Here is a 25,064-nt window from a genome sequence, read left to right on the forward strand (position 1 = left end):
GGGCACATCTGCCGGGCCGGCGGACGCAGGGCGGATGCGCGCCCATGCCACCCACCCCATATCCTCGGGTGTCGTGCGCGTCATGCTCATCGTCAACCCCTTCGCCACCGCGACCAGTCCGGCCGGTCGCGATGCTCTCGTGCACACGCTGAGCGCACACTTCGACCTCGACGTCGAGCTCACCACCCACCGCGGGCATGCCTTCGAACTCGCTGCCCGCGCGGCGGCCGAGGATTTCGACACGGTCATCGTCCACGGCGGCGACGGCTCGGTGAACGAGGCCACCAACGGTCTCCTCGACCCGCCGGGGACGAGTGACCCCTCGCGTCACCGGCCCGCCCTCGCCGTCATCCCGGGCGGCAGCGCCAATGTCTTCGCGCGCACCCTCGGCATCGACCCCGACCCGTTGCTCGCGACCCGGCAGATCATCGAACTCCTCGACGCGGGGGCGAGCCGTCGGATCGGCCTCGGTCACACCGACGACCGGTGGTTCCTGTTCAACACCGGAATGGGTATGGACGCAGTCGTGGTGCATGCGATGGAGGACAAGCGCCATGCGGGCAAGGCCGCCACTCCCGCCCGGTACCTGTGGACCACCGTCACCAGTTTCCTCAAGCAGGCGGGCAGTTCGGCGACCTTCGACGTCGAGATCCCCGGCCGCGACCGGATCGTCGGCGCCCGTTTCGGTTTCGTCTCCAACACCAGCCCCTGGACCTATCTCGGACCGCGCGAGATCCGCACCAATCCGACCACCGGTTTCGACACCGGTCTGGGCGTGTTCGTGGCGACCTCGACCGGCGTGTTGCGCAACCTTCCCCTGGCCACTCGATTGCTGACACAAGCAGATCCCAAGGCGCACCATCTATTCCGGGATGACGATGTCGACGAGGTCCGCTTCATCGCCGAGGCCCCGATCGACGTGCAGATGGACGGCGACTACATCGGCGCGTTCCGCGACATACGCTTTCGCCATCGTCGCGACGCCCTCGGCGTCATCGCGCCGCCCGCCACCGCGTAGGGCAGCGCGGCGATCGCGAACAGCGCCGCCGGGCCCAGATGTGCCGAGCCCGCGGCCCATCCGGCGAACGCCAGGAGCGCGACCACCTCCTCCCCCACGCCCGCGATCGACGTGACCGTCGCCCGCGACGCCGAAGCCAACCGGTCCTGCAGCGCGGCGTCGGCGACGACCAGCGCCCAGCCGAAGATCCCGAAAGCGACGGCCACGCCGAGGACACCGGCCGGGTGGCCCCACAGCGCGGCGAGGATCAGCGTGACCGCACCGGCTCCCACCGCGGGGCCGACCGCGGCGGAGTCGCAGACGCGTCGCGCCGCGAGGGAACCGCAGATGTCGCCGGCGGCGACCACGATCATGAGCAGTGCGACCGACTGTGGGGTCGGGGTATCCGAGACCGAATCGGCCAGGAAGGACTCGACCAGCAGCGGCAGATACTCGTCGAGCGCCGCGACCCAGGTCAGAGCGACGACAAGCATCAGCATCCGGCGGGCGACCGGCTGTTCGCGCACGTCGCGCAGCCCATTGCGGAGAATCGCGAGCCACCCCGTCGGCGCATCGTCGACGGCAGTGACGGCGGCGCCCGGTGCCACATCCTGTCCTGTGCGTCGTGGCCCGGTGCGCCGGGTCTCGGGCAACAACGCGGATGCGACCGCGCAGAGCACGCATGCCGCGACGCTTGCGATACCGACCGCCGCGTATCCGCCCCACGCGAGCAGGGGCACCGCCAGCGCCGTGCCGCCGATCAGCCCGACCGCGGCGGCCGCGCGCATCGCACCGGCCAGACGCGCATAGTCCGGTGACCTGCCGAGATGCGCGAGTTCGTCGTAGACGAGCGCCTGGCTCGTGCCGGAGCGCAGCGAGCCGCCGATCGCCCACAGGACGAAGCCGGCCCCGAAGGAGAGGAACGAGGGAGCGAAGGTCCAGAGCGCGAAGCCGGCACCGGTGACCAGCGGCCCCGCGACGAGCAGGCGGCGTCGTGAGAACCGGTCGGCCAGGATTCCGGTGGGAACTTCGACGACCACCGTCGAGACCGACCAGAGCGCGAACAGGGCGCTGATCTCGACGGCCGACAGCCCGGCCCCGGGAACGGTGGCATCGGCGAACAGAATCGCGTAGACCGGGTAGAGCGGTATCAGGTCCTCGAAGAGGGCGGCGCTCACGGCCGCGGCCGTTAGTCGCCGTTGTGGACTCGGACCGTCATGGCCGGATCGGCGTGGTGTGGATCAACATCGTCGACGCATGTGAGCAAGAGTACTCGATGGGTCTGTCCACGTCACGGGCTATTTTGTGCCATGCCAGGGTCGCGACCTGCGGAAACTCATCGACAGTTGTCGCGGGGTGCGCGTAGGCTACTACACGGGCGGTCAACCTGCTGTCCGTACCCCCCGTGGGTCCCGCTTCGGCCGGAGTGGTAGGCGCGAGACGTGATGTTGCCCACGTGTTAACCGAGAACCATTGACTTCGGCCGGATTCGTGAAAGTATTCACAAGCAACAACGCGGAAACATACGGTGCGCCCGCGTGAACTGAGAGTTACCAGCCAACAAATCAGCAATCAGCCAATCGAGTGGTGCGCGGAAACGCGCCTGAAGGAGTAGTGGAATGGACTGGCGTCACAAGGCCATCTGTCGCGACGAGGATCCGGAGCTGTTCTTCCCCGTGGGAACCAGCGGTCCGGCCATCGCACAGGTCGCCGACGCGAAGCTCGTCTGTGCACGGTGCCCCGTCACCGCCGATTGCCTCTCGTGGGCCCTCGAGTCGGGCCAGGATGCAGGCGTCTGGGGCGGCATGAGCGAGGACGAGCGTCGCGCACTGAAGCGTCGTACCGCACGCACCCGCACCCGGAGCAGCGTCTAGAGCTCATCCGAGTCGGCGTTCGCCCGGATTCGAAGAAACCCGGCCACGGCCGGGTTTTTTCGTGCCCGGCAACGGTTTTGCCGACCGCCCCTCATGACCGCAGGGGAACGTTCACTCCGACTTCGGTTCCCGCGCCCTCGGGATTGGCACGGACGTCCAATTCGCCGCCGAGTTCGATCGAGACGAGTGTCTTGACGATCTGCAGTCCGAGGTGATCCGAGGTGGACAGGTCGAAATGCTCGGGTAGGCCGGAGCCGTTGTCGCGCACGGCGATCCGGAGGTTACGCACGTCACGTTCGGCGATGACGGCGATCTCGGCGTCCGACCGGGGTGAGCCGTCGAAGCCGTGCTCGATCGCGTTCTGGATGAGCTCGGTGAGCACCATCACCAGCGGCATCGCGAGCTCCGCGGTGAGCACCCCGAGACGGTCGCGATGACGCACCGTCACCCGCGACTCGTTCGACGCGACATCGACCAGGATCGGAACCAGGCGATCGACGACCTCGTCGAGATCGACCTCCTCGTCGACGCTGCCGGACAACAGCTCGTGCACGAGGGCGATGGAGGCGACGCGGCGCACGGCCTCGTTGAGGGCCTCCTGCGCGTCGGTGTTGGAGGTGCGCCGGGCCTGCAGACGCAGGAGCGCCGAGACCGACTGCAGGTTGTTCTTGACCCGGTGGTGGATCTCCCGGATGGTCGCGTCCTTGCTGATCAGCGCGCGGTCGCGCCGTTTGACCTCGGTGACGTCGCGGATCAGGACCACGGTCCCGGATTCCTGGCCCTTCGGGCGGAGCGGCACCGCCCGGATGAGGACCGTCGCGCGTCGGGCGTCGGCCTCCACGCGCATGCCGATGTCGCGGTACGGCCCGGTCGGTACCTGGGCGACCCCGGCGGCGATGTCGAGCATCATCGCGACATCGTCGGCCTCGAACGGCTCGGTGACGAGTTGTTTGACGACGTCGGACAGCCTGGTGTGGTTGAGCTCCGCCGTCCAGCCCATGCGGTGGAACGCCGAGAGCGCGTTGGGGCTCGTGTAGGTGACCGTGCCGGTCCGGTCGAGCCGGATGAACCCGTCCCCGGCGCGAGGCGTCGACAGACCCCGCGGATTCCCCTCCTCGTGCGGGAACGTGCCATCGGCGACCATCTGGCACAGATCGTCCGCGGAGTCCTGATAGGCGAGCTCCAGGGGCGACGGCAACCGCGGGTGGGTGAGGTCGACGGCCCGCGTCAGCACGCCGATCACCGCCCCGTCGAAACCGACCGGAACCGCCTCCTGACGCATGGCGGTCGCCCCGAACCAGGTGGGGTCCTCGTCGCGGAGCACCTTGTCGGAGTCGAAGGCGCGGAGCACCTGCGGATGCACCGCGGTGTCGATGACGCGGCCCACCTCGTCGGTGGGGAACACGGTCGACGCAGTGTTGGGCCGGCACTGTGCGACGGTGACCACGGCGCCCTCAGCCGTGCGGACCGACAGGAGGAAGTCCGCGAAGGAGAGGTCGGCCAGCAGCTGCCACTCGGCGACCAGACGCTGCAGGTGCGCGGCAGCCGCGTCGGAGAGGGTGGTGTGCTCGGCGAGCAGGTCGGCAAGGGTCGACATGGGGATGCTCCGGGTTCGCGGACCGGCGGGCGGGCGGGCGGGCTACTCGAAGGTCGCGATGACGTCGCCGGCCTGGATGACATCGCCCACCTGCACTTTGATGTCGGCGATGGTGCCCGGTTCTTCTGCGAGAACAGGGATCTCCATCTTCATCGACTCCAGCAGCACCAGGCTGTCACCGACCTCGATCTGCTGTCCGGGGGCGACCAGGACCTCGAGGACACTCGCGACGATCTCTGCCACCACGTCTTCTGCCATGCACATAAGTTAGCCCACGTGATGGCGGCCGACGATCGGTCGGGGCCGCGTCGGCGCCGGGCGATGACCGACCGGGTTTTGGCACGTGGGAGAATGCCTGAGACACTGTGATGTCCCCATCCGCCGGCAAAAGGAGATGCGTCATGGGAAAGCGCGGACGCAAGAAGCGCGCTCGTAAGAAGAACGCTGCCAACCACGGCAAGCGTCCCAACGCCTGATCTTCGCCTCTCGGCGGGGTTCGGCGAACGAGCACCAAGAAAAACGCCCGGGTACGGCCACCATGGCCGCCCGGGCTTTTTCGTGTCCGGCCTCCGCACGGTCGGAGGCCGGATCGGGTTCAGCGGTCGGTTTCGGCGATCTCCTGGATGATGACCGTCTTACGGATCTCCACTCGCAGACGATCGCGCAGACCCTGAGGTGCCTGGTCGCCGCCGCATTTGCGGTTGACGAGCGCCTTCAGCTGCAGCTCGATGCCGTAATGGGCGAGGCAGGACGGGCAGGTGTCGAGGTGCCCCTGGAGCCGCCTGCGGGCGTTCTCGTCGCATTCGTTGTCCAGCAGCAGCCAGACGTCGGCGATCACCGCGGAGCAGTCGAGCTGGGTGAGTTCCGGATCGATGTCGCTCATCGCGCCACCTCCGCACCCTTCGCGCTGGCGGATCGGTTGAAACCACGCTCCCGCGCGACGTCGGCCAGCAGTTCACGCAGCTGACGGCGTCCCCGGTGGAGTCGGGACATGACGGTGCCGATGGGGGTGTCCATGATCTCGGCGATCTCCTTGTACGGCAGGCCTTCCACGTCGGCGTAGTACACGGCCATCCGGAAATCCTCCGGGAGCTCCTGCAGCGCGGCCTTGATGTCGTCGTCCGGAAGGGCGTCGAGGGCCTCGATCTCCGCCGAGCGCAACCCCTGTGAGGTGTGCTCGGCAGTCGACGCGAGCTGCCAGTCGGTGATCTCGTCGGTCGGGTACTGCGCGGGTTGGCGCTGTTTCTTGCGGTAGCCGTTGATGTAGGTGTTGGTCAGGATCCGGTAGAGCCACGCCTTGAGGTTGGTGCCCTCCCGGAACGACGCGAAGGCGGTGAACGCCTTGATGTAGGTCTCCTGGACGAGGTCCTCGGCATCGGCGGGATTGCGGGTCATCCGCAGGGCGGCACCGTACATCTGGTCGAGCAGCGGCAGGGCGTCGCGCTCGAACCGTTCGGTGAGCTCCGCGGGCGACTCGCTCGGATCGGTGCGCCGCGGCGCACCCTTCTCGGCAGACCCCTTCTCGGTGTCGGCTGACTCGGCTTCGGCCACTACGATCCCTTCGATGAGAGGCGTCACTGGGACGTTGCCGGTCAAGCTTACCGACCTCGGCCCAGGCAGGAGAGGCCTCGCCTCCACGAGTTCCGGTGGTTCGAGTACCGCCGTTGAGCTCATATCGGTTCGACCTCCTCGCATGCGCTCCCGATCATCACGTCGCAACCAGTCACAACAGGCCGGGACGGGAGGTTTGTTCCCGACGTGATCCGTCACATCGGCGGAATTCGACCCCGAGCAGGGCAGCTCCGCCGACAACGGTGAACCGGGGGCGGCTCGCTTACGCTTTCCACGTCCCGACTCCGTCCCCCAGGAGGCTCCCGACCATGGCGGCAACACCGGCGATCGCTGCACTCGAACGCGCGAAGGTCGTGCACACCGTGCACCGCTACGACCACGACCCGCGGTCGGAGGCCTACGGGGCCGAGGCCGTCGAGGCCCTCGCCGACTCGCTCGGGGTGGTCGGCGAACAGATCTTCAAGACGCTCGTCGTCGAATTGTCCGGCGGCGATCGCCCCGGGCTCGCCGTCGCCGTGGTCCCGGTCCCCCGCAAACTGTCGGTGAAGGCGGCCGCCGCCGCACTCGGTGCGTCGAAGGCGCAGATGGCCGAGGCCAAGGCCGTCACCCGCAGCACCGGTTACGTCCTCGGCGGCGTCTCGCCCGTCGGCCAGCGCACCGCCCTGCCGACGGTCGTCGACTCCTCGGCGCTCGAGTTCGACCGGATTCTCTGCAGCGCAGGCAGACGCGGACTCGAGATCGCCCTCGCACCGGCCGACCTCGTGGCGGTCACCAAGGCGGTGGTCGCCGACATCGCCGTGTGAGGTCCCTTGTGTCGCAGGCGTAGGGCAGCATGGTGACCATGTGAGGACGCTATGCGGTGACCACCGATCCGGCGAAGCTGGCGGCGGAGATCGACGCGGTCAACGAGGTACCCGACCCCCCGGCGGCGGATGCCGCCGACCTGGACTCCCCTGGTCCGCGCTCCCTCGGCCCGAACTACAACGTCGCGCCCACGACCACGGTGATGACCGTGGTCAAGCGGCATTCACCGGAGGACCCGCACGACGACCCGCTGCTGCGCATCCGCGCCATGCGGTGGGGGCTCGTGCCGCCGTGGAGCAAGGAGGTCGGCAAGGGTCCGCTGCTCTTCAACGCCCGGGCCGAGAGCGCCGCGGAGAAGAGTTCGTTCCGTGCCTCGGTGAAGTCCAAGCGATGCCTCGTGCCGATGGACGGCTGGTACGAGTGGAAGAAGGGTCCGCTCGACAGCAAGGGCAAGCCCACCAAGGTCCCGTTCTACATGTCCCCGCAGGACGGCACGCGGTTGTTCATGGCCGGGTTGTGGTCGGTCTGGCACGACAAGAACTCCGACGACGCGCCGCCCCTGCTGAGCTGCTCGATCCTCACCACCGATGCCGTGGGCAAACTGCGCGACGTGCATGACCGGATGCCGCTGATCATGCCGTTCGACAACTGGGATGCCTGGCTCGATCCCGACCACCGGGCACCGGACGAGCTGTTCGCCGCGCCCGCGGAGCGTCTCGCGGAGGCGATCGACATCCGCGAGGTCGCCCCGCTGGTCAACCGCGTCGCCAACAACGGACCGGAGTTGCTCAACCCCCTGTGATGCCGACTCACGCATCCGCGACCAGCACTGCGGCCCCGTCGAAGCGTCCCGCCGCGAGGTCGGCGAGTGCGCGATCGGCCTGCGACATCGGGTACCGGTGGGTCGTCGCCCGGACGCCGTGCTGGGCGGCCAGCGTCAGGAACTCGACGCCGTCGGCGCGAGTGTTGGCGGTGACGGAGCGGATCTCCTTCTCGTAGAACAGCTCCCGCTCATAGTTGAGCGGAGGGATGTCACTGAGATGGATGCCGGCGATCGACAGGACGCCGCCACGGTCGAGTGCGCGCATCGCGACCGGGACCAGCTCGCCGACCGGGGCGAAGGTGATGGCCGCGTCGAGCGGCACCGGCGGGGCGTCGGTGGCGTCTCCCACCGACGCCGCGCCGAGGTCGGCGGCCAATCGCCGGGACTGTTCCCCGCGCGTCAGGACGTGCACCTCGATCCCGAGCGCGATCGCCAGCTGCGCACACAGGTGGGCACTGCCGCCGAAACCGTAGAGCCCCAACCTCTTCGGACGTCGGCCATCAGTCTCGAGATCGTCGAGGAGGCCGGTCCGGCGCAGTGCGCGATAGCCGATGATGCCCGCACACAGCAGCGGGGCGATCGCCACGTCGTCGATCCCGGACGGCAGCGGATACGCGAACGCGGCGGGGACGGTGACGAACTCGGCGTAACCGCCGTCGACCGCCCATCCGGTGTACACCGATGCCGCACAGAGGTTCTCGGCACCTCGGACGCAACGATCACAGGTGCCGTCGGTGCTGTGCAGCCAGGCCACGCCGACCCGGTCGCCGAGCGCGAAACCGTCGGCGTCGTGACCGAGTTCGACGACCTCCCCGACCACCTCGTGACCAGGTGTCACGCCTGTGCGGCGGACCGGCAGATCACCCTCGGCGACATGCAGGTCGGTGCGACAAACGCCGCACGCGCGCACCCGGACCAGCAGTTCACCGGGCCCGGGCCGCGGATCCGGTTTGTCGACGAGCCGCAGCGGACGTGTGTCGATCGGCCCCGGCTCGGTCACCGCCCAAGCACGCATGCCCCTCAGGTTAGTGCCGGACACACGACGCCGCGCGGTCTTGAACATGACCGGTATCACTCCTGGGGACGTCATCATGCCGACAGGGTGTCGGTATCGTTGTCGACATGGTGTCGGCAAACCTGCGAGAGCAGTGACATGTTCCTCGCACTACGTGAACTCTCATTCGCACGCGGACGATTCGCCCTGATGGGCTCGGTGGTCGCGCTCATCGCCATCCTGATGGTGCTGCTCAGCGGGCTGTCGGTCGGTCTGGTGAACGACGGCGTCTCCGGCCTGAAGAAGTTGCCGGTGACCTCCTTCGCGTTCCAGAAGGACGTCGCCACGGATTCCGCTTTCTCGCGCTCTCTGGTGCCGACTTCGGCCGTCGAGAAGTGGGCGCAGCAGCCGGAGGTCGAGGACGCCGCCCCGTTCGGCAACACGTTGATCAACGGCCGGACCAACACCGGCGTCGACATCGACCTCGCCCTTTTCGGCGTCGAACCGAACACCTTCGTCAACCCCGCCGCCGCGGACGGCGACTCGCTCTCCGGTGCACCGGGAGAGCTCGTCATCAGCGAGACCGCCGCCGAGGACGGCCTCGCGATCGGCGACACGGTCACCGTCGAGCCGCTGGGTACGCAGCTTCGCGTCGTGGGAATCCTCGACGGTCAGAGCACTTTCGGACACGTCGACGTCGCCTACGTGCCGCTCGGCACCTGGCAGGAGATCGGCGCCGGGTCGCGTCCCGGCGAGCCGGTGCCGCCCCGCGTCTACGAGGACATCACCGCTGTCGCAGTGCAGGCGGGCAACGGCGTCGACCTGGCGGCCGGTGACGCAGCCGCGAACACCACCTCGCTCACCCTCGACGAATCCTTCGGCGCCTCACCGGGATACACCGCCGAGACGTCGACCCTGACACTGATCGAGGCATTTCTGTACGCGATCTCGGCACTCGTCGTCGGGGCGTTCTTCACCGTCTGGACGATCCAGCGCAGGCAGCAGATCGCGGTGATGCGGGCGATGGGCGCCTCCACCGGATACCTGCTGCGCGACTCGCTGATGCAGTCGTTCATCCTGCTGCTCGTCTCGGCCGGGGTGGGTATAGGCATCGGCGTCGGCCTCGGGGCCGCCATCGGCTCCACCCCGATGCCCTTCGCCCTCGAGACCGGTTCGGTCGCAGGGGCCGGCGCCCTGCTCGTGCTCTTCGGCATGATCGGCGCCGCCGTGGCCGTCCTCCGCATCACCCGTGTCGATCCCCTGACCGCCCTGGGAGGCAACCGATGAGCGCACTCACCCTCTCCGAGGTCAGCCTCGTGCACGGGGACGGCGAGGACGTCGTCACCGCACTCGACACCGTGAGCATCGACGTCGCGCCCGGTGAGTTCGTCGCCGTCATGGGGCCGTCCGGTTCGGGTAAGTCCAGCCTGCTGGCCGTCGCGGGCGGTCTGATCACTCCGACCTCGGGGACGGTCACCGTCGACGACACCGACCTGAGCACCGCGTCGAAACGAGAGCTGACCCGCATCCGGCGCGAACACATCGGATTCGTCTTCCAGAGCGGCAACCTTCTCGACGCACTGACCGTCGAGGATCAGTTACGGTTGCCACTGACCTTCGGCCGCGTCACCGACCCCCGCTCTCCCGACGAGCTCCTCGCCGACGTCGGCATGTCGCACAAGGCCAAGCGTCGTCCCCACCAGCTCTCCGGAGGTGAGCGGCAGCGTGTGGGCATCGCCCGGGCACTGATGACCCGGCCGGATGTACTCCTCGTAGACGAGCCCACGGCCGCGCTCGACCGCCGGCGGAGCCACGAGATCGTCGAGCTCCTGGCCCATGAAGCCCATGAGCACGGCGTCGCGACGGTCATGGTGACACACGACCACGAGGTCGTCGCGCATTGTGACAAGGTGTACGAAATGGTCGACGGAAAGCTCACGCCGGGATCGCCGGCATCCAGATGAGCTGAGGAGGTGGGCGTTTGCCACGCATTCAAGCGCCCACTGTCGCCGAGCATCGACGACAGCAGATCCAGGCGATCCTCGCCGGCGCGAAGGCCATCCTGGCCGAGACCGGCGAGGCGCCGACCCTGGCCGCGGTCGGCAAGCGCGTCGGCCTCGCCCGCTCGAGCGTCTACCAGTACTACTCGTCGAGCGAGGAACTCCTGGCCGCGGTCGTGGCTGATCTGTTCCCCAGTTGGGGCCGGTTCGTCCGCGATCGTGTCGGTGCGCAGACCGAACCCGGACAGCAGATCTGGGGTTACATCTGTGCCAACGTCGAATTGTTCGTCGGTTCGGAACAGGCTGTGGCGAATGCGCTTGCCCGGGTGGTCGATCCGAGTGTCCTACAGGAGCCGATGCAGCGGTTCCATCGGGAACTGCAGGAGCCGCTCGTCGAAGCCCTCGTCGCGCACGGCGAGCAACGTCCGCTCGAGGTGGCCCAGCTGATCGACGCGGTGATCGTCCAGGCGTGCAGGTCACTGGGTGCCGAGCATTCCGAGACGGCGACGTCGCCACCTGCGAACGCAGACGGGTCCGAGATCACCGCGATGATCCGCCGGTTGCTCGGCGGCTATCTCGGACTCCCCGACACTGACCTGGGCTCCGGTCAGCGGAATGCGTAGTCACTCAAGGGGAATGAGTCCATCTCGCGCAGGGTGCGCAGCGTGGAGGCAGGACGCAGGAGCGTCGCCTCACCGTGCTGATTGAAGTAGTAGCTCCGCGACGTCGTGCAGTCGCCGTTGTAGAACACCGACGACTGCAGGCGGCGGGTCGCCTCGTCGAGGAAGTCGGCGTTGGCCGCCTCGGTGACCTCGAAGGTGTCCCGGCCGCGGCGTCGGAGTTCACCGAAGAGGCGGGTGATGTGTTTCATCTGCCCCTCGATGGTGGTGAAGTAGGACAGGCCGCTGTAGGAGTACGGACTGTTGAGCGAGATGAAGTTGGGGAACTTCGGCACCGCGACGCCCTCGTAGGCCTGGAATCGGCCCTCCCGCCAGAACTTCCCGAGGTCGCGGCCCTCCCGGCCGATGATCTCGAAGGCGGGAAAATTGACGTCCCACAGGTTGAATCCGGTGGCCAGGACCAGGGTGTCGATCTCGGTCTTGGTGCCGTCGCCGGCGAGGATGCCGTCCGCCTCGAGCCGGGCGATCCCGCTGGTCTCCAGTGTCACATTCGGTCTGGCGAAGCTCGGGAAGTAGGTGTTGGAGAAGGTGGGACGCTTGCATCCGAAGTCGTAGTCCGGCGTCAGCTTTCGTCGCAACTCCGGGTCGGGGACCTGTGATCGCAGGTGCGCCTTGCCGAGTCCCGCAGCCAGCTTGTTGCCCGGCTTGAACTGCTTGAAGTGGAGGACGCCGAAGACCATCAGCATCTCCAGCAACGAGGTGTTGACCAGCCGTGCTGCGCGCTGGGTCAACGGGATTCGCCGGAACAGCTGCTGCACCGGCGACGGGATCGCGAAGTCGATCTTGGGCACCACCCAGATCGGTGTCCGCTGAAAGACGGTGAGCGCATCGGCACGCTCGGCGATCTCCGGGATCAGCTGGACGGCGGTGGCGCCGGTGCCGATGACCGCCACCTTCTTACCGGTGAAGTCGAAGCCGTCCTGCCACGCCGCGGTGTGCAGGATCGTGCCCTGGAAGTTCTTGATCCCCGGGAAGTCCGGGACGTGCGGCTGGGAGAGAAAGCCGGTCGCGGTCACCAGGTACCGGGCGGTGCGCTCGGTTCCGTCACCGGTGCGCACCCGCCAGAGACGCGCGGTGTCGTCCCACTCGGCGCCGTCGACCGTCGTCTGGAATTCCATGTGCCGTGTGAGGTCGTACTTGTCCGCGACGTGATGTGCATACCGCTTGAGCTCGGGACCGGGGGCGAACAGTCGAGACCAGTTCGGGTTGGGCTCGAAGGAGTACGAGTAGGTGACCGAGGCGATGTCGACGGCGAGACCGGGATAGTGGTTCACGTGCCAGGTCCCGCCGAGATCGTCCTCCCGCTCAAGGATCGCGATGTTGCCGATGCCCAGGCGTTTGAATGCGATGGCCGCGCCCATCCCACCGAATCCCGCGCCGACGATCAGGACGTCGTGGGCAGGAGCCTCGTGAGCAGGAGCGTCGTGTGCAGGTTGCATGGAAAATTCCCCGATAACTGTTACCGACAGTTACCGTAACGTAGCACACACTCAGGCGGCCCGGAACCGCTCCGGATCGCCTCAGAAAGGCGCCGGACCGTCCGCCCGCTGACGACGTTCCCGCTCGCGCTGGTTGCGGGCACGTTCGGCTCGCCGCCGGGCGTGTTTCGCGGCGGTTCGATCAGTCGGCGGCGGGGCGTCGTCGCCGGTGATGGCCCGGGGTGTCCAGTTGTGCAACAACCGAATTCGCCGAGTTGACGTCCCATGCGATATCGGTCCGGCTCCGCGAACTCGGTGAAAGTCGCGCCACCCGAATGACATCGCATGGCGCTCATCGCCATCATGCGATCGCGGTCCCGTCCCACAGCACGTCGAAGAACTGCGTCGCCATCAGCTCCTCGCTCGTGTCGCGGTTGAGTCCGAGCTCCTTGCGATAGGCCAGGATGTGTTGCAGGGACAGTGCCGAGTAGAGCAACGGCAGGTGGTCGTGCGGCTGGTCGTAGACACCGCCTGCACCCTTCGCCGCGGCCAGGTCCCTGCGCAGATGCGATGGATGCCTGAGCGCATCACGCAGTACAGCCGCTGTGATCATCTTCTTGCGCCCCGCGGGGACGACGACCAGTTCACCCGGGTCGAACAACGCGGTGTCGAACTCGTCGGCGGTGGCGACGGTGCACCCGGCGGTCGGCCGCGGATTGCATTCGACCATGTGGTGGACGCCGTCGTCGGTGACGAGGTAGTCGAAACTGATCTGCCCGTGCCAGTTCAGTTCTCGCGCGAGGCTCTGTGCGGCGGCGAGCGACTCCGGGGAGTCGACCGACTCGAAGACGATACCGCCGCGGTCGTCGATGGCGAGGGGATGCTCGTAGCAGGAGTGCAGCACGATCTCCCCGTGATGCGCGACGCTCCAACTGCACCGGTCGACACCGGTGAGGTATTCCTGGACGAGCCACGGATCGTCGCGGGTCGGGGTGATGTCATCGATCGAGGACTCCCCGGCCAGCGGGCCGGTGTTGGTGAGGACGTCGAGTCCGCCACGGCCGTAGGCGGCCCGGGCGAACCAGTGCGGCCAGCGCTGCGTGGCCTCGCGCAGTTCGTCGCGGTTCGTCGTGGTCACCGACTCCGCGGCCGGAAGCCCGAGTTCGCGGCACAGTGCGGTGAATTCGACCTTGTCGTGGACGCGGGCCAGGGTCTCGAAGTCGGGGAAGAACAGTTCGGTGACCGGATGCGCCGCCGTGATGCGGTCACGATGCCTGGCGAGGTAGAAGACCTCCTCGAACATCGGGAGCAGCCAGTTGATGTCGTGATCGCCGATCGCTTCGATCACCGCGTCGATGAAGGCCGCGGTCTGCTGGGTGGGCGCGGGGAACACCAGATGCCTCCGCGCGCCGCGCGAATGGCTGCCCGGCGCCGCCGCGAAGGTGTCCGCGGCGGTGACATCGCGGCCGGTCTCGCCGAGTTTGTGGATCTCGTCGACGGCGAACGGCATCCGTGACGTGGTCACCAGGACACGAGGTTCAGAAGCCTGCATGCCACGGACCATAGGCGACGCGACGGCGCCCGGTCCGGCGATGCGCCGAGACGTCGAGGATTTGTTCCCGGTGAACGCCCGGAACCGGTCCGGCGGTAGTTTGGCAGTCTCATGTCTGATCGATCGAGCACCCCGTCGTTCATCGCGGCGGTGTACGCATTCGCCGTTGTCATGCTCGGGACCACGCTGCCGACGCCGCTGTATTCGATCTACAGCGAGAAGCTCGGATTCGGGGTCGCGACGACGACGGTCGTCTTCGGGGTGTATGCGGCCGGCGTGATCGCCGCACTGATCGGATTCGGCCGCTGGTCCGATGTCGTCGGCCGACGCAAGCTGCTCCTCGCCGGCGCACTGCTGTCCGCCGCGAGCGCCGTCGTCTTCCTCACCGCGGGACCGGTCTGGCAACTGCTCGTGGGGCGGGTGCTGTCCGGGCTGTCGGCGGGCATCTACGCCGGGGCGGCGACGACCGCGGTCATCGAACTGGCCCCACCCTCGTGGCGGGGTCGTGCGCCGGCGGTGGCGACCGCGGCCAACATCGGCGGTCTCGGACTGGGACCGCTGGTGGCCGGCCTGCTCGCCGAATACGCGCCGTCACCGCTGCGCACCCCGTTCCTCGTCGATCTCGTCCTGCTGACGCTCGCCGGCGTCGGGATCTGGCGACTGCAGGAGACGGTCGACGTCAAACCCGGTGCACGTCTTGGTGTTCAGCGACTGTCCGTGCCCGCCGACATGCGCGGGGTGTTCGTGCGCGCGTCGATCGCCGCCTTCGCCGGTTTCGCCGTGATGGGGACATTCACCGGCGTCATGCCCTCTTTTGTGGTGAACATCCTCGGCATCGACGACCGCGCCTTCACCGGATTCATCGTCTTCGTGCTGTTCGCCTCGTCGGCCGTCACGCAGATCGTGGTGCGGCGCATGCCCACCGACCCGGCACTGATCGCCGGCTGTGCGATCCTCATCGGCGGCACCTGCCTGTCGATCGTCGGTCTGACCGCCGCGTCGACTGCCGCTCTGCTCGGTGGCGCCGTGGTGTGCGGTGTGGGGCAGGGCATGTCCTTCAGCAAGGGACTGGCCTCAGTGGTGGCGGCGAGCCCGGCGGATCGGCGCGCGGAGGTCACCTCGACCTATTTCGTGGTCGCCTACGTCGCGATCTCGCTGCCCATCGTGGGACAGGGCGTGGCCGCGCAACAGTGGGGTCTGCGCCCGGCCGGGATCGCCTTCAACATCGGTGTCGCGGTGCTCGCGCTGGTGGCGCTGATACTGACGATCTTTGTGGTCAGGAGCCCGGCACACCGCACTCGTTGAGCACGTTCACCAGGCGACGGAACCGCACGCTGCTGACGAGGTCCTCGACCAGCACCACCTCGCCGTCGGCGTTGGCCAGCGGGATGCACCAGTTCGGGTACTGCTCGGCGCTGGTACCCGGCTGGTTCTGAATCCGCCGCTCCCCCACCGCATCCACCAGGGCGACGCTCAGCAGCACCGACGGCGAATGGGCGATGACGGCATACAGGGCATCGACCACCTTGGGGTCCGACAGCGGGGTGTCCCGGGACAGCAGCCCGCGCTCGTAGGCGAGTTCGAGGACGGCGTCACGTTCGCGTTCGTTGCGCTCCCGTTCGGCCTCTTCGCCCGTCTCGAGGAGGCCCAGCCGCGCTCGAAGCGCGATGTGGTCGCCGGCCAGATAGCCCGACGTCGGCGGCAGATCGTGGGTCGTCACCGACGTCAGGCACAGCTCGCGATAGCGCTCCGGCGCGATCGCGGCTGCGCGGTCCTGCTCGAACCACAGGATGGACGTGCCCAGGATTCCGCGCTCGCGCAACGTCTCCTGCACCGTCGGCTCGAAGACGCCGAGGTCTTCGCCGACGACCACCGCGTCGGCCCGCTGCGCCTCGAGCGCGAGGATTCCGATGAGGGCCTCGCTGTCGTAGTGCACGTAGGTGCCGCCGGCCGGAGTCATGCCGTCGGGAATCCACCACAGCCGGAACAGGCCCAGGATGTGGTCGACGCGGACGCCGCCCGCATGCCGTAGCACGGTGCGGATCATGTCGCGGTAGGGCTCGTAGCCGGCCTCGGCGAGACGCCGCGGATGCCAGGGCGGCTGATCCCAGCCCTGTCCCTGCTGGTTGAACCCGTCCGGCGGCGCGCCCACCGTCGCCCCCGACGCGAGCACGTGACCGAGCGCCCAGGCGTCGGCGCTGTGCCGGCCCACTCCCACGGCGAGGTCGGTCATCACGCCGACCGACATCCCGGCGGACTTCGCCGCATGCGCCGCAGTGGCGAGCTGCTCGTCGCAGATCCACTGCAACCAGATGTGGAAGTCGATGCGCCGCGCCAGTTTCCGGCGCTTCTTCTTCAGGTGGACGGGATCGAGGAACTTGTCCTGCCAGCGCGGGTCGTCGGCGTCGTAGCGTTCGGCCAGCGCGCACCACGTGGCGAAACGTTTGAGGCCCTTGCCCTCCCGCCGGCGGAACTCGCGCAGGGCGGTCTTCCGCTCCGGGCTCAGTGGCACGTCGTAGATCAGTTCGAGCGCCTCCAGCTTGGCCCGGTAGGCCTTGTTGCGCCGAATCCTGTCGGTGGCGGTGTTCTCGCCCATGAACCCGCGGGCGAGCTTGCGAACCCACTTGCGCTGCGCCTTCGACAATCCGTCGAGTTCAGGGATGTCGGTGACCCGGATGTAGAGCGGGTTGAGGAAGCGGCGGGTCACCGGCAGATACGGCGAGGCCTCGATCGGGGGGTGCGGTTGCGCCGCGTGCAACGGGTTGACCTGGACGAAGTCGGCGCCGAACGCGCTGCCCGCGACCTCGCAGATGCCCGTCAGATCGGCGAAGTCGCCGACGCCCCACGAATCCGCCGAGCGAATCGAGTACAACTGCACGGCCAGACCCCACCGCTGCCGCCCGAGCAGCCGGTCAGCGGTGTGGAGCCGGCGCGGGGTGACGATCAGCGGTGCACTCGACGCCGTCGAGTCGTCGACGTCCAGGGCCTTGATGTGGTGGTATCCGGGTTCGAGGTCGTCCGGGATCGCGAAGGTGGCCCGCCCGACCAGCGCGCCGTCGATCTCGCGCGGCTCCACCCATACGTCGAGTTGTTCGGGTGCGACGTCGCGGCCGTCCTCGGTCGCGATCCACACCTTCACCAGATTCCCGTGCGGGACATGGACGCAGAAGGTGTGGCCGGTGCCTTCGGTCACCACGGTGACCGAGGGGACGAACTCGCGCCACGGCCGCTCGTCGACCTCGCGGATCGACTCCTCGACCGCCTCGGCCGAGTCCGCGGCGACATCGAGGGCGCCCAGGACGGCGACGAGCGTCTCCGCGCTCACGTCGTGGGTCTCCTCGTCCCAGCCCACATACTCGGTGGCCACACCGTGACGATGCGCCAGCTCGGTCAACCTGTCGGGGTTCACGTCAGCCACCTCGCCATCGTCTCAGGATTCAGACGGGTCTGCTGACTGATACGCCCTCCGCACGCTCCGGGCTGCTCAGGAAGCAGGAGCACCGAATATGACGCCCGGATTCAACAGCCCTTGCGGATCGAAGGACGCCTTGACGCGCCGCATCGTGTCGAGGTCGACGTCGGACCGGCCGAGGTGCGTCCAGGCGGTCTTGGCGCGGCCGATGCCGTGTTCGGCGCTGATGGACCCGCCGTTGGCCGCGACGATCCCGAACACCCGATCAGTGACCGTCCCGGTGTGTTCCTCGGGGACGTCGAGCAGGTTCACGTGGATGTTGCCGTCGCCGATGTGACCGAAAAGTATCGGCCGGCAGGGGAATTCGCTCATCTCGCCGACCTCGGCCAGTTCGGCGAAGGCCTCCGGCAGGGCCCTGATCGGTACCGAGATGTCGAGTTTGACCACCGGCGTCGTACTCGACCGTGCGATCGTCTCGGTGTGACTCTCGCGCGCGCCCCAGAGCGCACGGGCGGGCGCGGGTTCGAGCACGGCGTCGATGAGTCCGTCGGTCTCGCCGAACAATTCGGCCATGGTCGACTCGATGTCGCCGACCCCGGACACCTCGAGCAGAACGTAGGAGGGGCCCGGTGTCGCGGTCGGGCGACGCTGTCCGTGCTCGTGGACGAGTTGGATGCCGGCCTCGGTCATGAGTTCGGCCGCCTCGACGGTGAGGCCGCGTGACGATGCGGCCCCGATCAGCCCGATCGCGTTCTCGACGTGCTCGACGGCGGCCACCGCGACCGTCGCCGCCGACGGCGGCACGACGAGTTTGAACAGCACGCGCGTGATGACCGCCAGAGTGCCCTCACTGCCGGCCAGGAGTGCCGGGAGGTCGTATCCGACATTGTCTTTGACCAGCGACGTCCACCGGCGCAGGACGCGACCGTCGGCGAGGACCGCCTCGATCCCGAGCACCTGGGAACGCGTGTTACCGCGACGGATCATGCGGATGCCACCGGCGTTGGTCGACACCACCCCGCCGGCGGTGGCCGACTCCCTGGAGGCGAGGTCGACGGGGAACGCGAGACCGGCCTCGGCGGCCCGGCCGTCGATCGCGTCGATCGTCGCCCCCGCCTGGGCGCCCACGCAGCGTCCGACCGCGTCGACCTCGTCGATGTCGGTCATCCGGACCGTCGACAGCACGATCACCGGTCGTCCCGTGTCGTCCCGGGCCGGCGGGACCGACCCGCCCACCAGTCCGGTGTTCCCACCCTGCACGCAGATCCGCGCACCGACGGACGCGCATTCACCGACGACCCGGGAGACCTCCTCGGTGGTGCGCGGCCGCACGACCGCATCGGCCTCGCCCCGGTACCGGCCCGTCCAGTCGACGAGAAAGCCCTCGACCGCTTCGGGATCGGTGAGGACGTGGCCCTCACCGACCACGTCGCGCAGCTGCGTCACCAGAGCATGCGCACGCGCGGGCATCGTGTCAGACCTGTGCCACCGCGTCGGCGACCGGCGTGGGTCCGTCGTTGAACTCGATCACCTTGTGTACGGTCTCGGGCCGCGCGAGAACGGCTGCGGCAACCGCGGCGACGTTGTCGCGGCTGACCTCGTCACCCCCGCCGCGGGTCCCGCCGACGGCGATCCTCCCCGTCCCCGGCTCGTCGGTGAGCCGGCTGGGTCCCAGGATCGTCCAGTCGAGATCGCCCGACTTGAGGTAGGTGTCGGCAGCCGCCTTGGCCTCGGCGTATGCGTGAAACGAATTGTCCTCGGGAACACCATGATCCGGGCGGGCGCCGAAATAGGAGACCATCACGTACCGGTTGATCCCGACCTTCGCCGCGGCGTCCATCGAACGGATCGCGGCGTCACGGTCGACGGCGAAGGTCCGTGCCGGGTCGCCTCCGCCCGCACCCGCCGACCACACCACGGCATCGTGTTCGGAGATCGCCGTGGCGATCCCGGTCGTGTCGAGGGTCTCCACGTCGGCGACCACGGGCACCGCGCCGGTCTCCGCGACGTCCTGGGCATGTTCGGGATTGCGGATGATCGAGGTCACCTGATCGCCTCGGTCGGCCAAGATCTTCGCCAGGCGCAGCGCGATCTTGCCGTGTCCACCGATGATGGCCACTCGGGTCACTGGTTGCTCACTTTCGCAGTCGAGGAACACACGTACTTCTCCCAACGTACTCACCCGCGAACGGCGCCGCCCCGGCCCGAACGCGTGGTGCGTCGGGAACCGGGGCGGGGTCACGGTCGGGTCGGTCAGACGCGTGTGCGGCGTCCTCGCCCGGTCACGAGCTTGACCAGGAACAGCAGGATGCACGCACCGACCAGGCACGTGATGAAGCTGAAGATCCATCCGGCGCCTTCGACGTCCACGCCGAAGAGTGTCAGCAACCAACCGCCGAGCAGACCACCGATCACACCGACGACGATGTTGAGGATGATCCCCTGCTGCGCATCGGTCTTCATGATCTTGCTGGCGATCCAGCCGGCCAGGCCACCGATGATGATCCACGCAATGATGCCAATTCCCAGCATGTCTGCCTCCTAGGTCGTCGTTGATCCTGCGTGTGTAAATCGTCCGAATCGTCCAGATCGTGCGATTTGCTACAAGGCTGAACGTACCCAGATCGCGCACCCTTCACACCTGAGCCCTCGATCTGTATGCGCATCGAGACCCTCGGATGCCTCAACCGACACCTCCGAGCAGCCCAGACGCGGCCCGGTCCGAGGTCAGCCGTTTCCGGGGGTCGGCGGAGTGACCGGAGTCAGGGGCAGGTCACCTTGATCTCGTACGACTTGGTCACCTTCTGGGTCGGGTTGGCGAGGTCGATTCCGGTCGCGTCGCCGGTGATCGTGTAGGTGTCGCCGTCCTTGGAGGCCTCGGCTTTGCCGTCGCCCAATCCCTTCTGGAAGCCCAGCGTCACGCCGTCCACCGAACCGAGCCCGACCGATTCCACCTCGGGCGAATCACCCGACGACAGCACGACGCCCACACCGGAGGTTCCCGATCCGGAACCGATCCCGATGGTGACCTTGTCGCCGGCGTTGGTGCAGCCGACGCTCTTGTCCGCCAGCTCCACCTCTTTGCCGTCTACGGTCACCGAAGCCTCCGCGTCGGTACCGTCGGAACCCGAGTCGTCCGAGCCGCATGCGGTGACGGCCATCGCCAGTGCCGCCGCGCCGAGGACTGAAGCGATGTGCACCTTGTTCATCATGGGAACTCCTGGGCAGTCGTGAATGCCGCCGGGCGGCGGACTGAGACGAATCTAGCCGTTGAGCTGCGGGTTGGAACCGAAACGTGGGGATCTCGCCGTCGTTGGGCGTAGCAGGGCGGCTCAGCCGATGGGCAGCAGTTTGGCCCCGGCTTCGACCATGACCGCACGCGTCAGATCCCGAAATTGCTCGTAGTGTCCGTGATACCCGTATTTGGCATGCAGACTCGGCCACCGCGTGTGGGCGGCGGCCGCGCCGATCGCGTTGGCCTCGTGAAGGTATGCCGGCAGGATGTTCTGGATGGTCGGATCGCGCCGGAGCCGGTGGACGGTGTCCCGGTGCAGCGACGACGACGACCGGTACTTGGTGATGACGACACCCAGTTCGACGATCGTTCGGCCGATCTCGGCGCCGAAATCGGCGACCTGCCGCTGGATGCGCGGAATCGCGTAGGTGGACAACACATCCGGGATCGTCGGGAGGAGATATCCACTGGCCATGAACAATCCGTTGAGACTGAACGGGCCGACGTTCGGCGGGCAGTCGATGAGCACGTAGTCGTAGCGGGACATGGCCGGCGCCAACGCACCCCGCAGCACCCCGACCGCGGCGAGATGATCGTCGGCGACGACCCGGTGCGCGCTCATCTCCTCCTGTAGGTCGATCAGATCGAGCGACGAGGGTACGAGGTCGATTCCCGCGACCCCGTCGATCGACGAGACACCGCGTTGCACGGTGCGTTCGAGATCGAAGCGACGGGTGCCGTCGAGGACGTCGGCGAAGAGGGTGGCGACGGTGTGGCCGCGCGCGTTGCACGCCTGCCAGGTCTTCTCCCCGATCATCATCGTCGTGAGGTTGGTCTGGGCGTCGAGATCGACGAGGAGCACCTTCTTGCCGAACACACCGGCGAGAAAATCGGCGAGACCGGCCGTGAGCGTGGTCTTCCCGACCCCACCCTTGAGGCTGATGGTCGCGATCACCGTCGGCATGGGAGTCCCCGGTCTGTTCGGTGGTGCCCGTCGCGAGACAGACTAACCGGGTGGCTCTCGGCGCGCAGTCGGCCGGCCGAAGTGGATGCCGTCGGTCTCGGGGAGACGGTCCGGCACGTCGACCCAGCCGTCGAGGAGCCGACGACGAGCCGGCGTCCAATCCGGTTTGAACCTCGGCCGTGCAGTCGGCGCCGGCCGCAGCGGACTCGACGCCGGTGGTCGTCCGTCGCATCGCGCGGAACAGTGAAAGTGGCGATTATTCGAGCGGCCGGGAAATTCATATCGGCCCCGATTCTGCCGACCGACGAGAAATCTGTAAGAATGACGTTCGCCGAACATTCACGCCGAGACCGTGCGGAGATCATCGGCATATTTCGTGAACCGCGAGGAAACTCGTCCCGATTTCCGTTTCCTTCGTTTGCGGAGTACCCACACATTCACCGACCGCGGCCGCCCGACTTCCGCGAGGGAAGGACGATCATGACCACTCGCCTCCGAACGCTCACCGCTGGAACGGCTTTCATCGCGGCCGCAGCATTCGCGACGGCACTGGCACCGGTCGCGACGGCAGCTCCGGCCGACGTCACCGTGTCACCGTCGGTGTCGGGAAACACGATCACGCTGAACGTCGTCAACAAATCGGCCAAGCGCATCGGCTGCGAGATCTTCGGCGTGGCGGCGAATACCCCTCCGGCCGCGTCGGGTGTGGCTTTCGGCTATCAGACCCCCGAAGAACTCGGCGCCCTCATCTCGCCCGGCACGTCGAAGAATGTGACGATGCAGGTCGCCACGGGCACGCCGCCGAAGCCCACCGGGTCCAGCACCATCCCGAACGGGACCTACGACATCTACTGGGGTTGCGCCACCATCACCCTGCCTCCGGGTTCCGCCCGCGAAGAGTTCTGGGGCACCAACCCGCCGCTGACGGACATCACCCCGACGGCGGGCGCACCGATCCGGGTCACGGTCACCGGTGCCGGGCGCGCCGCGCCGACACCGGAGAAGCCCGCACGTCCCTCTGTCCCGGGATTCCCGCAGATCCAGGTTCCCGAGCAGATCTGCGTCCCGTGGGCCTGCTACCCGGTCCCGGCTTTCTGACGCGTCACCGGACGAACGTCACAGGGGCGTCGGATGGTTGCCCTTCGACTTCGAGCGGAACAGCATGTAGCCGCCGTAGAGGGCCAGTGCGATGAGTGCGATCCAGAAAAGCCCCTTGAGGAGTGGGCCGATCACCGCCAGCGCGATGAGGACGACCGCGATGATCCCGAGGACCTTCCAGAACGTGGTTCCTGAATCCGTTGATGTGCTCATGCCTCGAGTCTCCGCCGCCGTAGCCCGGAAATCGACCGGCCGGCCGGGATATGGGGCGAAGTTCAGGGACTTCCCTGAGGTCGGGCCCTACCGCTGAAACCAGGCCTCGGGATTGCCGCTAAGCGCCTTGGAGATCCGCAGACGCGAGGTGTCGGTGAGATCGTCGGGCAGCGCGTCGGGCGCGAACCAGTCGACATCGGAGTTCTCGTCATCGGCGGCCCGCGGTTCACCCTCGAGGTACCGCGCCAGGAAGCAGACGTCGAGGTAGCGCGTCTGATCGCCGTTCGGGTAGGTGATCAGAGGCGTAACGTCGATGCTGGTCAGCCGGATGATCTCGGCGGTCACCGCGGTCTCCTCGGCGACCTCGCGCAACGCCGCACGAGCCGGTTCCTCCCCTGGTTCGAGGACCCCGGACACCACCGCCCACTGTCCGTTGTCGACGCGTCGGGTGAGCAGCAACCGGCCGTCGGCGTCGCGGACCACGACGCTGACACCGGACAACCAGAGTTCGCGATGGCCGACGTGGGCGCGCAGGTCTCGGATGAAGTCGGGAATGGGCATCCCCACATCCTGCCCGCCCGCACGACGTGGCGAGCATCGGCCGTGCGCACAATGGAACTCATGAGGATCTCCCGACGAGCCGAAGGGATCGCCCCGTTCTACGCGATGGAGTTCGCGCGGAACGCGGCCGAGCTGGAAGAGCAGGGCCACCACGTGGTCAAGCTCAACATCGGCGAACCCGACTTCGGACCGCCGCCGGCGGTGCTCGCGGCGGCTCGTGAGGTCAGCGACGGCAGACCTCTCGCGTACACCGGCGCACTCGGACTGCCCGAGCTGCGGATCGCGATCGCCGACTTCTACGGACGCCACTTCGGCGCCGATGTGGACCCTCGACGGGTCGCCGTCACCTCCGGCGCCTCTGCGGCACTGCTCATGACGTGTGCCGCGCTCATCGATCCCGGCGACGGAGTGCTCATCGGGGATCCGTCGTACCCGTGTAACCGCCAGTTCGCCCACGCCTTCGGGGCACAGGTCAGCCTGATCGAGACCAGCGCCGAGACACGGTTCCAGCTGACCACCGACGACGTCGAGCGGGCGTGGACAGACACCACGCGGGGCGTCATCGTCGCCACCCCCTCGAATCCCACCGGCACCTCGGTGCCCTACGACGAGCTGGTCGCGATGACCGATCTCGTCGCCGCCCGTGGCGGCTGGACCATCGTCGACGAGATCTACCTCGGGCTCTCCGACCCCGGTCCGGACGGACGCGCACCGCGCAGCATCCTGGCCGTCGATACCCCGGGCACGGCCGAGACGATCGTGGTCAACAGCTTCTCCAAGTATTTCGGCATGACCGGCTGGCGCCTGGGCTGGTGCATCGTGCCCGACGAGCTGGTCGGGGTCGTCGAACGGCTCGCACAGAACTTCTACGTCTGTCCGCCCACCCCATCCCAGTACGCCGCACTCGCGTGCTTCACCCCGGAGTCGCTGGCCGTCGCCGAGGACAACCGGCGGGAGTTCGCACGTCGTCGGCACCTCGTCATCGACGGACTCGCCCGCATCGGGCTCGACGTGCCGGTCGTCCCCGACGGCGCGTTCTACGTCTACGTCGACGTGAGTTCGACCGGATTGACCGCGGCCGAGTTCTGCGACCGCGCCCTGCGTGAGGCACACGTCGCCCTCACACCGGGCAAGGACTTCGGACTGGCCGGCGCCGACCGGTTCGTCCGGCTGTCCTATGCGGCCTCGACCGAGGATCTCGCCCTCGCCGTCGATCGTCTCGGGGCGTTCGTCGGCGTGCGTTCGGGCAGCGACACCGAGATCGCGTGAC

At 67.8% G+C, this 25,064-nt stretch carries 27 protein-coding genes; 11 read left to right on the top strand and 16 right to left on the bottom strand.

Features of this window, described 5'->3' with window-relative positions:
* Positions 1-82 precede the first annotated feature (82 nt).
* Positions 83-1,018 (top strand): diacylglycerol/lipid kinase family protein, encoded by a 936-nt coding sequence (locus IHQ52_RS20995; protein WP_006437405.1) that lies wholly within the window; start codon positions 83-85, stop codon positions 1,016-1,018.
* Here the strand turns inward: IHQ52_RS20995 and IHQ52_RS21000 are convergent.
* Positions 937-2,175, bottom strand: a complete 1,239-nt coding sequence (locus IHQ52_RS21000) for an MFS transporter (RefSeq protein WP_096274416.1) — start codon at positions 2,173-2,175, stop codon at positions 937-939. The two genes, IHQ52_RS20995 and IHQ52_RS21000, sit on opposite strands and share 82 nt — an antisense overlap.
* Before the next feature lie 441 nt (positions 2,176-2,616).
* Here IHQ52_RS21000 and IHQ52_RS21005 point away from each other — a divergent pair, with 441 nt between their 5' ends.
* Positions 2,617-2,871, top strand: a complete 255-nt coding sequence (locus IHQ52_RS21005) for a WhiB family transcriptional regulator (RefSeq protein ID WP_004023450.1) — start codon at positions 2,617-2,619, stop codon at positions 2,869-2,871.
* A 91-nt stretch (positions 2,872-2,962) separates the two neighbouring features.
* Here the strand turns inward: IHQ52_RS21005 and IHQ52_RS21010 are convergent, their stop codons facing one another.
* Both IHQ52_RS21010 and IHQ52_RS21015 read right to left on the bottom strand, forming a co-directional pair.
* Positions 2,963-4,468, bottom strand: coding sequence for a sensor histidine kinase (locus IHQ52_RS21010; RefSeq protein WP_191834489.1), 1,506 nt, complete (start codon positions 4,466-4,468; stop codon positions 2,963-2,965).
* A 42-nt stretch (positions 4,469-4,510) separates the two neighbouring features.
* Positions 4,511-4,726: a biotin/lipoyl-binding carrier protein gene (locus tag IHQ52_RS21015; RefSeq protein ID WP_040004884.1), complete on the bottom strand. Its 216-nt coding sequence runs from the start codon at positions 4,724-4,726 to the stop codon at positions 4,511-4,513.
* Between the two features lie 143 nt (positions 4,727-4,869).
* On the opposite strand from IHQ52_RS21015, the gene IHQ52_RS23815 reads away from it, so the two are divergent.
* Entirely contained in the window at positions 4,870-4,944 is a 75-nt protein-coding gene (locus IHQ52_RS23815) for a 50S ribosomal protein bL37 (RefSeq protein ID WP_369758845.1), read from the top strand.
* Between the two features lie 119 nt (positions 4,945-5,063).
* On the opposite strand, the gene rsrA is transcribed toward IHQ52_RS23815, so the two are convergent.
* On the bottom strand, positions 5,064-5,351 hold the full coding sequence (rsrA, locus tag IHQ52_RS21020) for a mycothiol system anti-sigma-R factor (RefSeq protein ID WP_006437409.1): 288 nt from the start codon (positions 5,349-5,351) through the stop codon (positions 5,064-5,066).
* Entirely contained in the window at positions 5,348-6,142 is a 795-nt protein-coding gene (locus IHQ52_RS21025) for a sigma-70 family RNA polymerase sigma factor (RefSeq protein ID WP_006437410.1), read from the bottom strand. Before IHQ52_RS21025 ends, rsrA begins: the two co-directional genes overlap by 4 nt.
* A gap of 206 nt (positions 6,143-6,348) precedes the next feature.
* Here IHQ52_RS21025 and ybaK point away from each other — a divergent pair, with 206 nt between their 5' ends.
* Positions 6,349-6,843 (top strand): Cys-tRNA(Pro) deacylase, encoded by a 495-nt coding sequence (gene ybaK / locus IHQ52_RS21030; RefSeq protein WP_006437411.1) that lies wholly within the window; start codon positions 6,349-6,351, stop codon positions 6,841-6,843.
* A 56-nt stretch (positions 6,844-6,899) separates the two neighbouring features.
* Positions 6,900-7,646: an SOS response-associated peptidase gene (locus IHQ52_RS21035; RefSeq protein ID WP_238063905.1), complete on the top strand. Its 747-nt coding sequence runs from the start codon at positions 6,900-6,902 to the stop codon at positions 7,644-7,646.
* A gap of 7 nt (positions 7,647-7,653) precedes the next feature.
* Here the strand turns inward: IHQ52_RS21035 and IHQ52_RS21040 are convergent, their stop codons facing one another.
* A complete protein-coding gene (locus tag IHQ52_RS21040; RefSeq protein WP_040004891.1) occupies positions 7,654-8,682 on the bottom strand; it encodes a zinc-binding alcohol dehydrogenase family protein in 1,029 nt (342 codons plus the stop codon).
* Between the two features lie 138 nt (positions 8,683-8,820).
* On the opposite strand from IHQ52_RS21040, the gene IHQ52_RS21045 reads away from it, so the two are divergent.
* The 3 genes from IHQ52_RS21045 to IHQ52_RS21055 are packed head-to-tail and all read left to right on the top strand — an operon-like array spanning position 8,821 to position 11,284.
* Positions 8,821-9,948 (top strand): ABC transporter permease, encoded by a 1,128-nt coding sequence (locus IHQ52_RS21045; protein WP_006437414.1) that lies wholly within the window; start codon positions 8,821-8,823, stop codon positions 9,946-9,948.
* The gene (locus tag IHQ52_RS21050; protein WP_006437415.1) at positions 9,945-10,625 is read left to right on the top strand and encodes an ABC transporter ATP-binding protein; all 681 of its coding nucleotides are present in this window, start codon (positions 9,945-9,947) and stop codon (positions 10,623-10,625) included. The genes IHQ52_RS21045 and IHQ52_RS21050 overlap by 4 nt, the downstream gene beginning before the upstream one ends.
* 17 nt (positions 10,626-10,642) lie before the next feature.
* The gene (locus tag IHQ52_RS21055; protein WP_191834490.1) at positions 10,643-11,284 is read left to right on the top strand and encodes a TetR/AcrR family transcriptional regulator; all 642 of its coding nucleotides are present in this window, start codon (positions 10,643-10,645) and stop codon (positions 11,282-11,284) included.
* Here the strand turns inward: IHQ52_RS21055 and IHQ52_RS21060 are convergent.
* Both IHQ52_RS21060 and IHQ52_RS21065 read right to left on the bottom strand, forming a co-directional pair.
* Positions 11,269-12,780 carry a flavin-containing monooxygenase gene (locus tag IHQ52_RS21060; protein ID WP_191834491.1) on the bottom strand — a complete coding sequence of 504 codons (1,512 nt, stop codon included), beginning with the start codon at positions 12,778-12,780 and terminating at the stop codon, positions 11,269-11,271. The genes IHQ52_RS21055 and IHQ52_RS21060 overlap by 16 nt on opposite strands.
* 340 nt (positions 12,781-13,120) lie before the next feature.
* Positions 13,121-14,311 carry an ATP-grasp domain-containing protein gene (locus IHQ52_RS21065; RefSeq protein WP_024498888.1) on the bottom strand — a complete coding sequence of 397 codons (1,191 nt, stop codon included), beginning with the start codon at positions 14,309-14,311 and terminating at the stop codon, positions 13,121-13,123.
* A gap of 111 nt (positions 14,312-14,422) precedes the next feature.
* Here IHQ52_RS21065 and IHQ52_RS21070 point away from each other — a divergent pair, with 111 nt between their 5' ends.
* Positions 14,423-15,616 (top strand): MFS transporter, encoded by a 1,194-nt coding sequence (locus IHQ52_RS21070; protein WP_024498887.1) that lies wholly within the window; start codon positions 14,423-14,425, stop codon positions 15,614-15,616.
* On the opposite strand, the gene malQ is transcribed toward IHQ52_RS21070, so the two are convergent.
* From malQ to IHQ52_RS21100, 6 genes are all read right to left on the bottom strand, one after another.
* On the bottom strand, positions 15,588-17,720 hold the full coding sequence (malQ, locus tag IHQ52_RS21075) for a 4-alpha-glucanotransferase (protein ID WP_024498886.1): 2,133 nt from the start codon (positions 17,718-17,720) through the stop codon (positions 15,588-15,590). The two genes, IHQ52_RS21070 and malQ, sit on opposite strands and share 29 nt — an antisense overlap.
* Positions 17,721-17,795: 75 nt before the next feature.
* Positions 17,796-19,193: an FAD-binding oxidoreductase gene (locus IHQ52_RS21080; protein ID WP_024498885.1), complete on the bottom strand. Its 1,398-nt coding sequence runs from the start codon at positions 19,191-19,193 to the stop codon at positions 17,796-17,798.
* A 4-nt stretch (positions 19,194-19,197) separates the two neighbouring features.
* Positions 19,198-19,851, bottom strand: coding sequence for an SDR family oxidoreductase (locus IHQ52_RS21085; protein ID WP_024498884.1), 654 nt, complete (start codon positions 19,849-19,851; stop codon positions 19,198-19,200).
* A 125-nt stretch (positions 19,852-19,976) separates the two neighbouring features.
* Entirely contained in the window at positions 19,977-20,255 is a 279-nt protein-coding gene (locus IHQ52_RS21090) for a GlsB/YeaQ/YmgE family stress response membrane protein (RefSeq protein ID WP_024498883.1), read from the bottom strand.
* Positions 20,256-20,485: 230 nt separating this feature from the next.
* Complete coding sequence (locus IHQ52_RS21095; protein WP_081712446.1) at positions 20,486-20,935, bottom strand: lipoprotein LpqH; 450 nt, start codon at positions 20,933-20,935, stop codon at positions 20,486-20,488.
* Positions 20,936-21,055: 120 nt separating this feature from the next.
* The gene (locus IHQ52_RS21100) at positions 21,056-21,922 is read right to left on the bottom strand and encodes a ParA family protein (protein WP_024498881.1); all 867 of its coding nucleotides are present in this window, start codon (positions 21,920-21,922) and stop codon (positions 21,056-21,058) included.
* 480 nt (positions 21,923-22,402) lie between these two features.
* Here IHQ52_RS21100 and IHQ52_RS21105 point away from each other — a divergent pair, with 480 nt between their 5' ends.
* Positions 22,403-23,020 (top strand): hypothetical protein, encoded by a 618-nt coding sequence (locus IHQ52_RS21105; RefSeq protein WP_024498880.1) that lies wholly within the window; start codon positions 22,403-22,405, stop codon positions 23,018-23,020.
* A gap of 18 nt (positions 23,021-23,038) precedes the next feature.
* On the opposite strand, the gene IHQ52_RS21110 is transcribed toward IHQ52_RS21105, so the two are convergent.
* A complete protein-coding gene (locus IHQ52_RS21110) occupies positions 23,039-23,233 on the bottom strand; it encodes a hypothetical protein (RefSeq protein ID WP_006437429.1) in 195 nt (64 codons plus the stop codon).
* Positions 23,234-23,320: 87 nt separating this feature from the next.
* On the bottom strand, positions 23,321-23,794 hold the full coding sequence (locus tag IHQ52_RS21115; RefSeq protein ID WP_024498879.1) for an NUDIX hydrolase: 474 nt from the start codon (positions 23,792-23,794) through the stop codon (positions 23,321-23,323).
* 60 nt (positions 23,795-23,854) lie between these two features.
* Between IHQ52_RS21115 and IHQ52_RS21120 the strand changes: the two genes are divergently transcribed.
* The gene (locus IHQ52_RS21120) at positions 23,855-25,063 is read left to right on the top strand and encodes an aminotransferase class I/II-fold pyridoxal phosphate-dependent enzyme (RefSeq protein WP_024498878.1); all 1,209 of its coding nucleotides are present in this window, start codon (positions 23,855-23,857) and stop codon (positions 25,061-25,063) included.
* Position 25,064: the final 1 nt, after the last annotated feature.

Origin of the sequence: Gordonia amicalis (assembly GCF_022059885.1) — a bacterium.
In the GTDB taxonomy this organism is placed as follows: Bacteria; Actinomycetota; Actinomycetes; order Mycobacteriales; family Mycobacteriaceae; genus Gordonia; species Gordonia amicalis.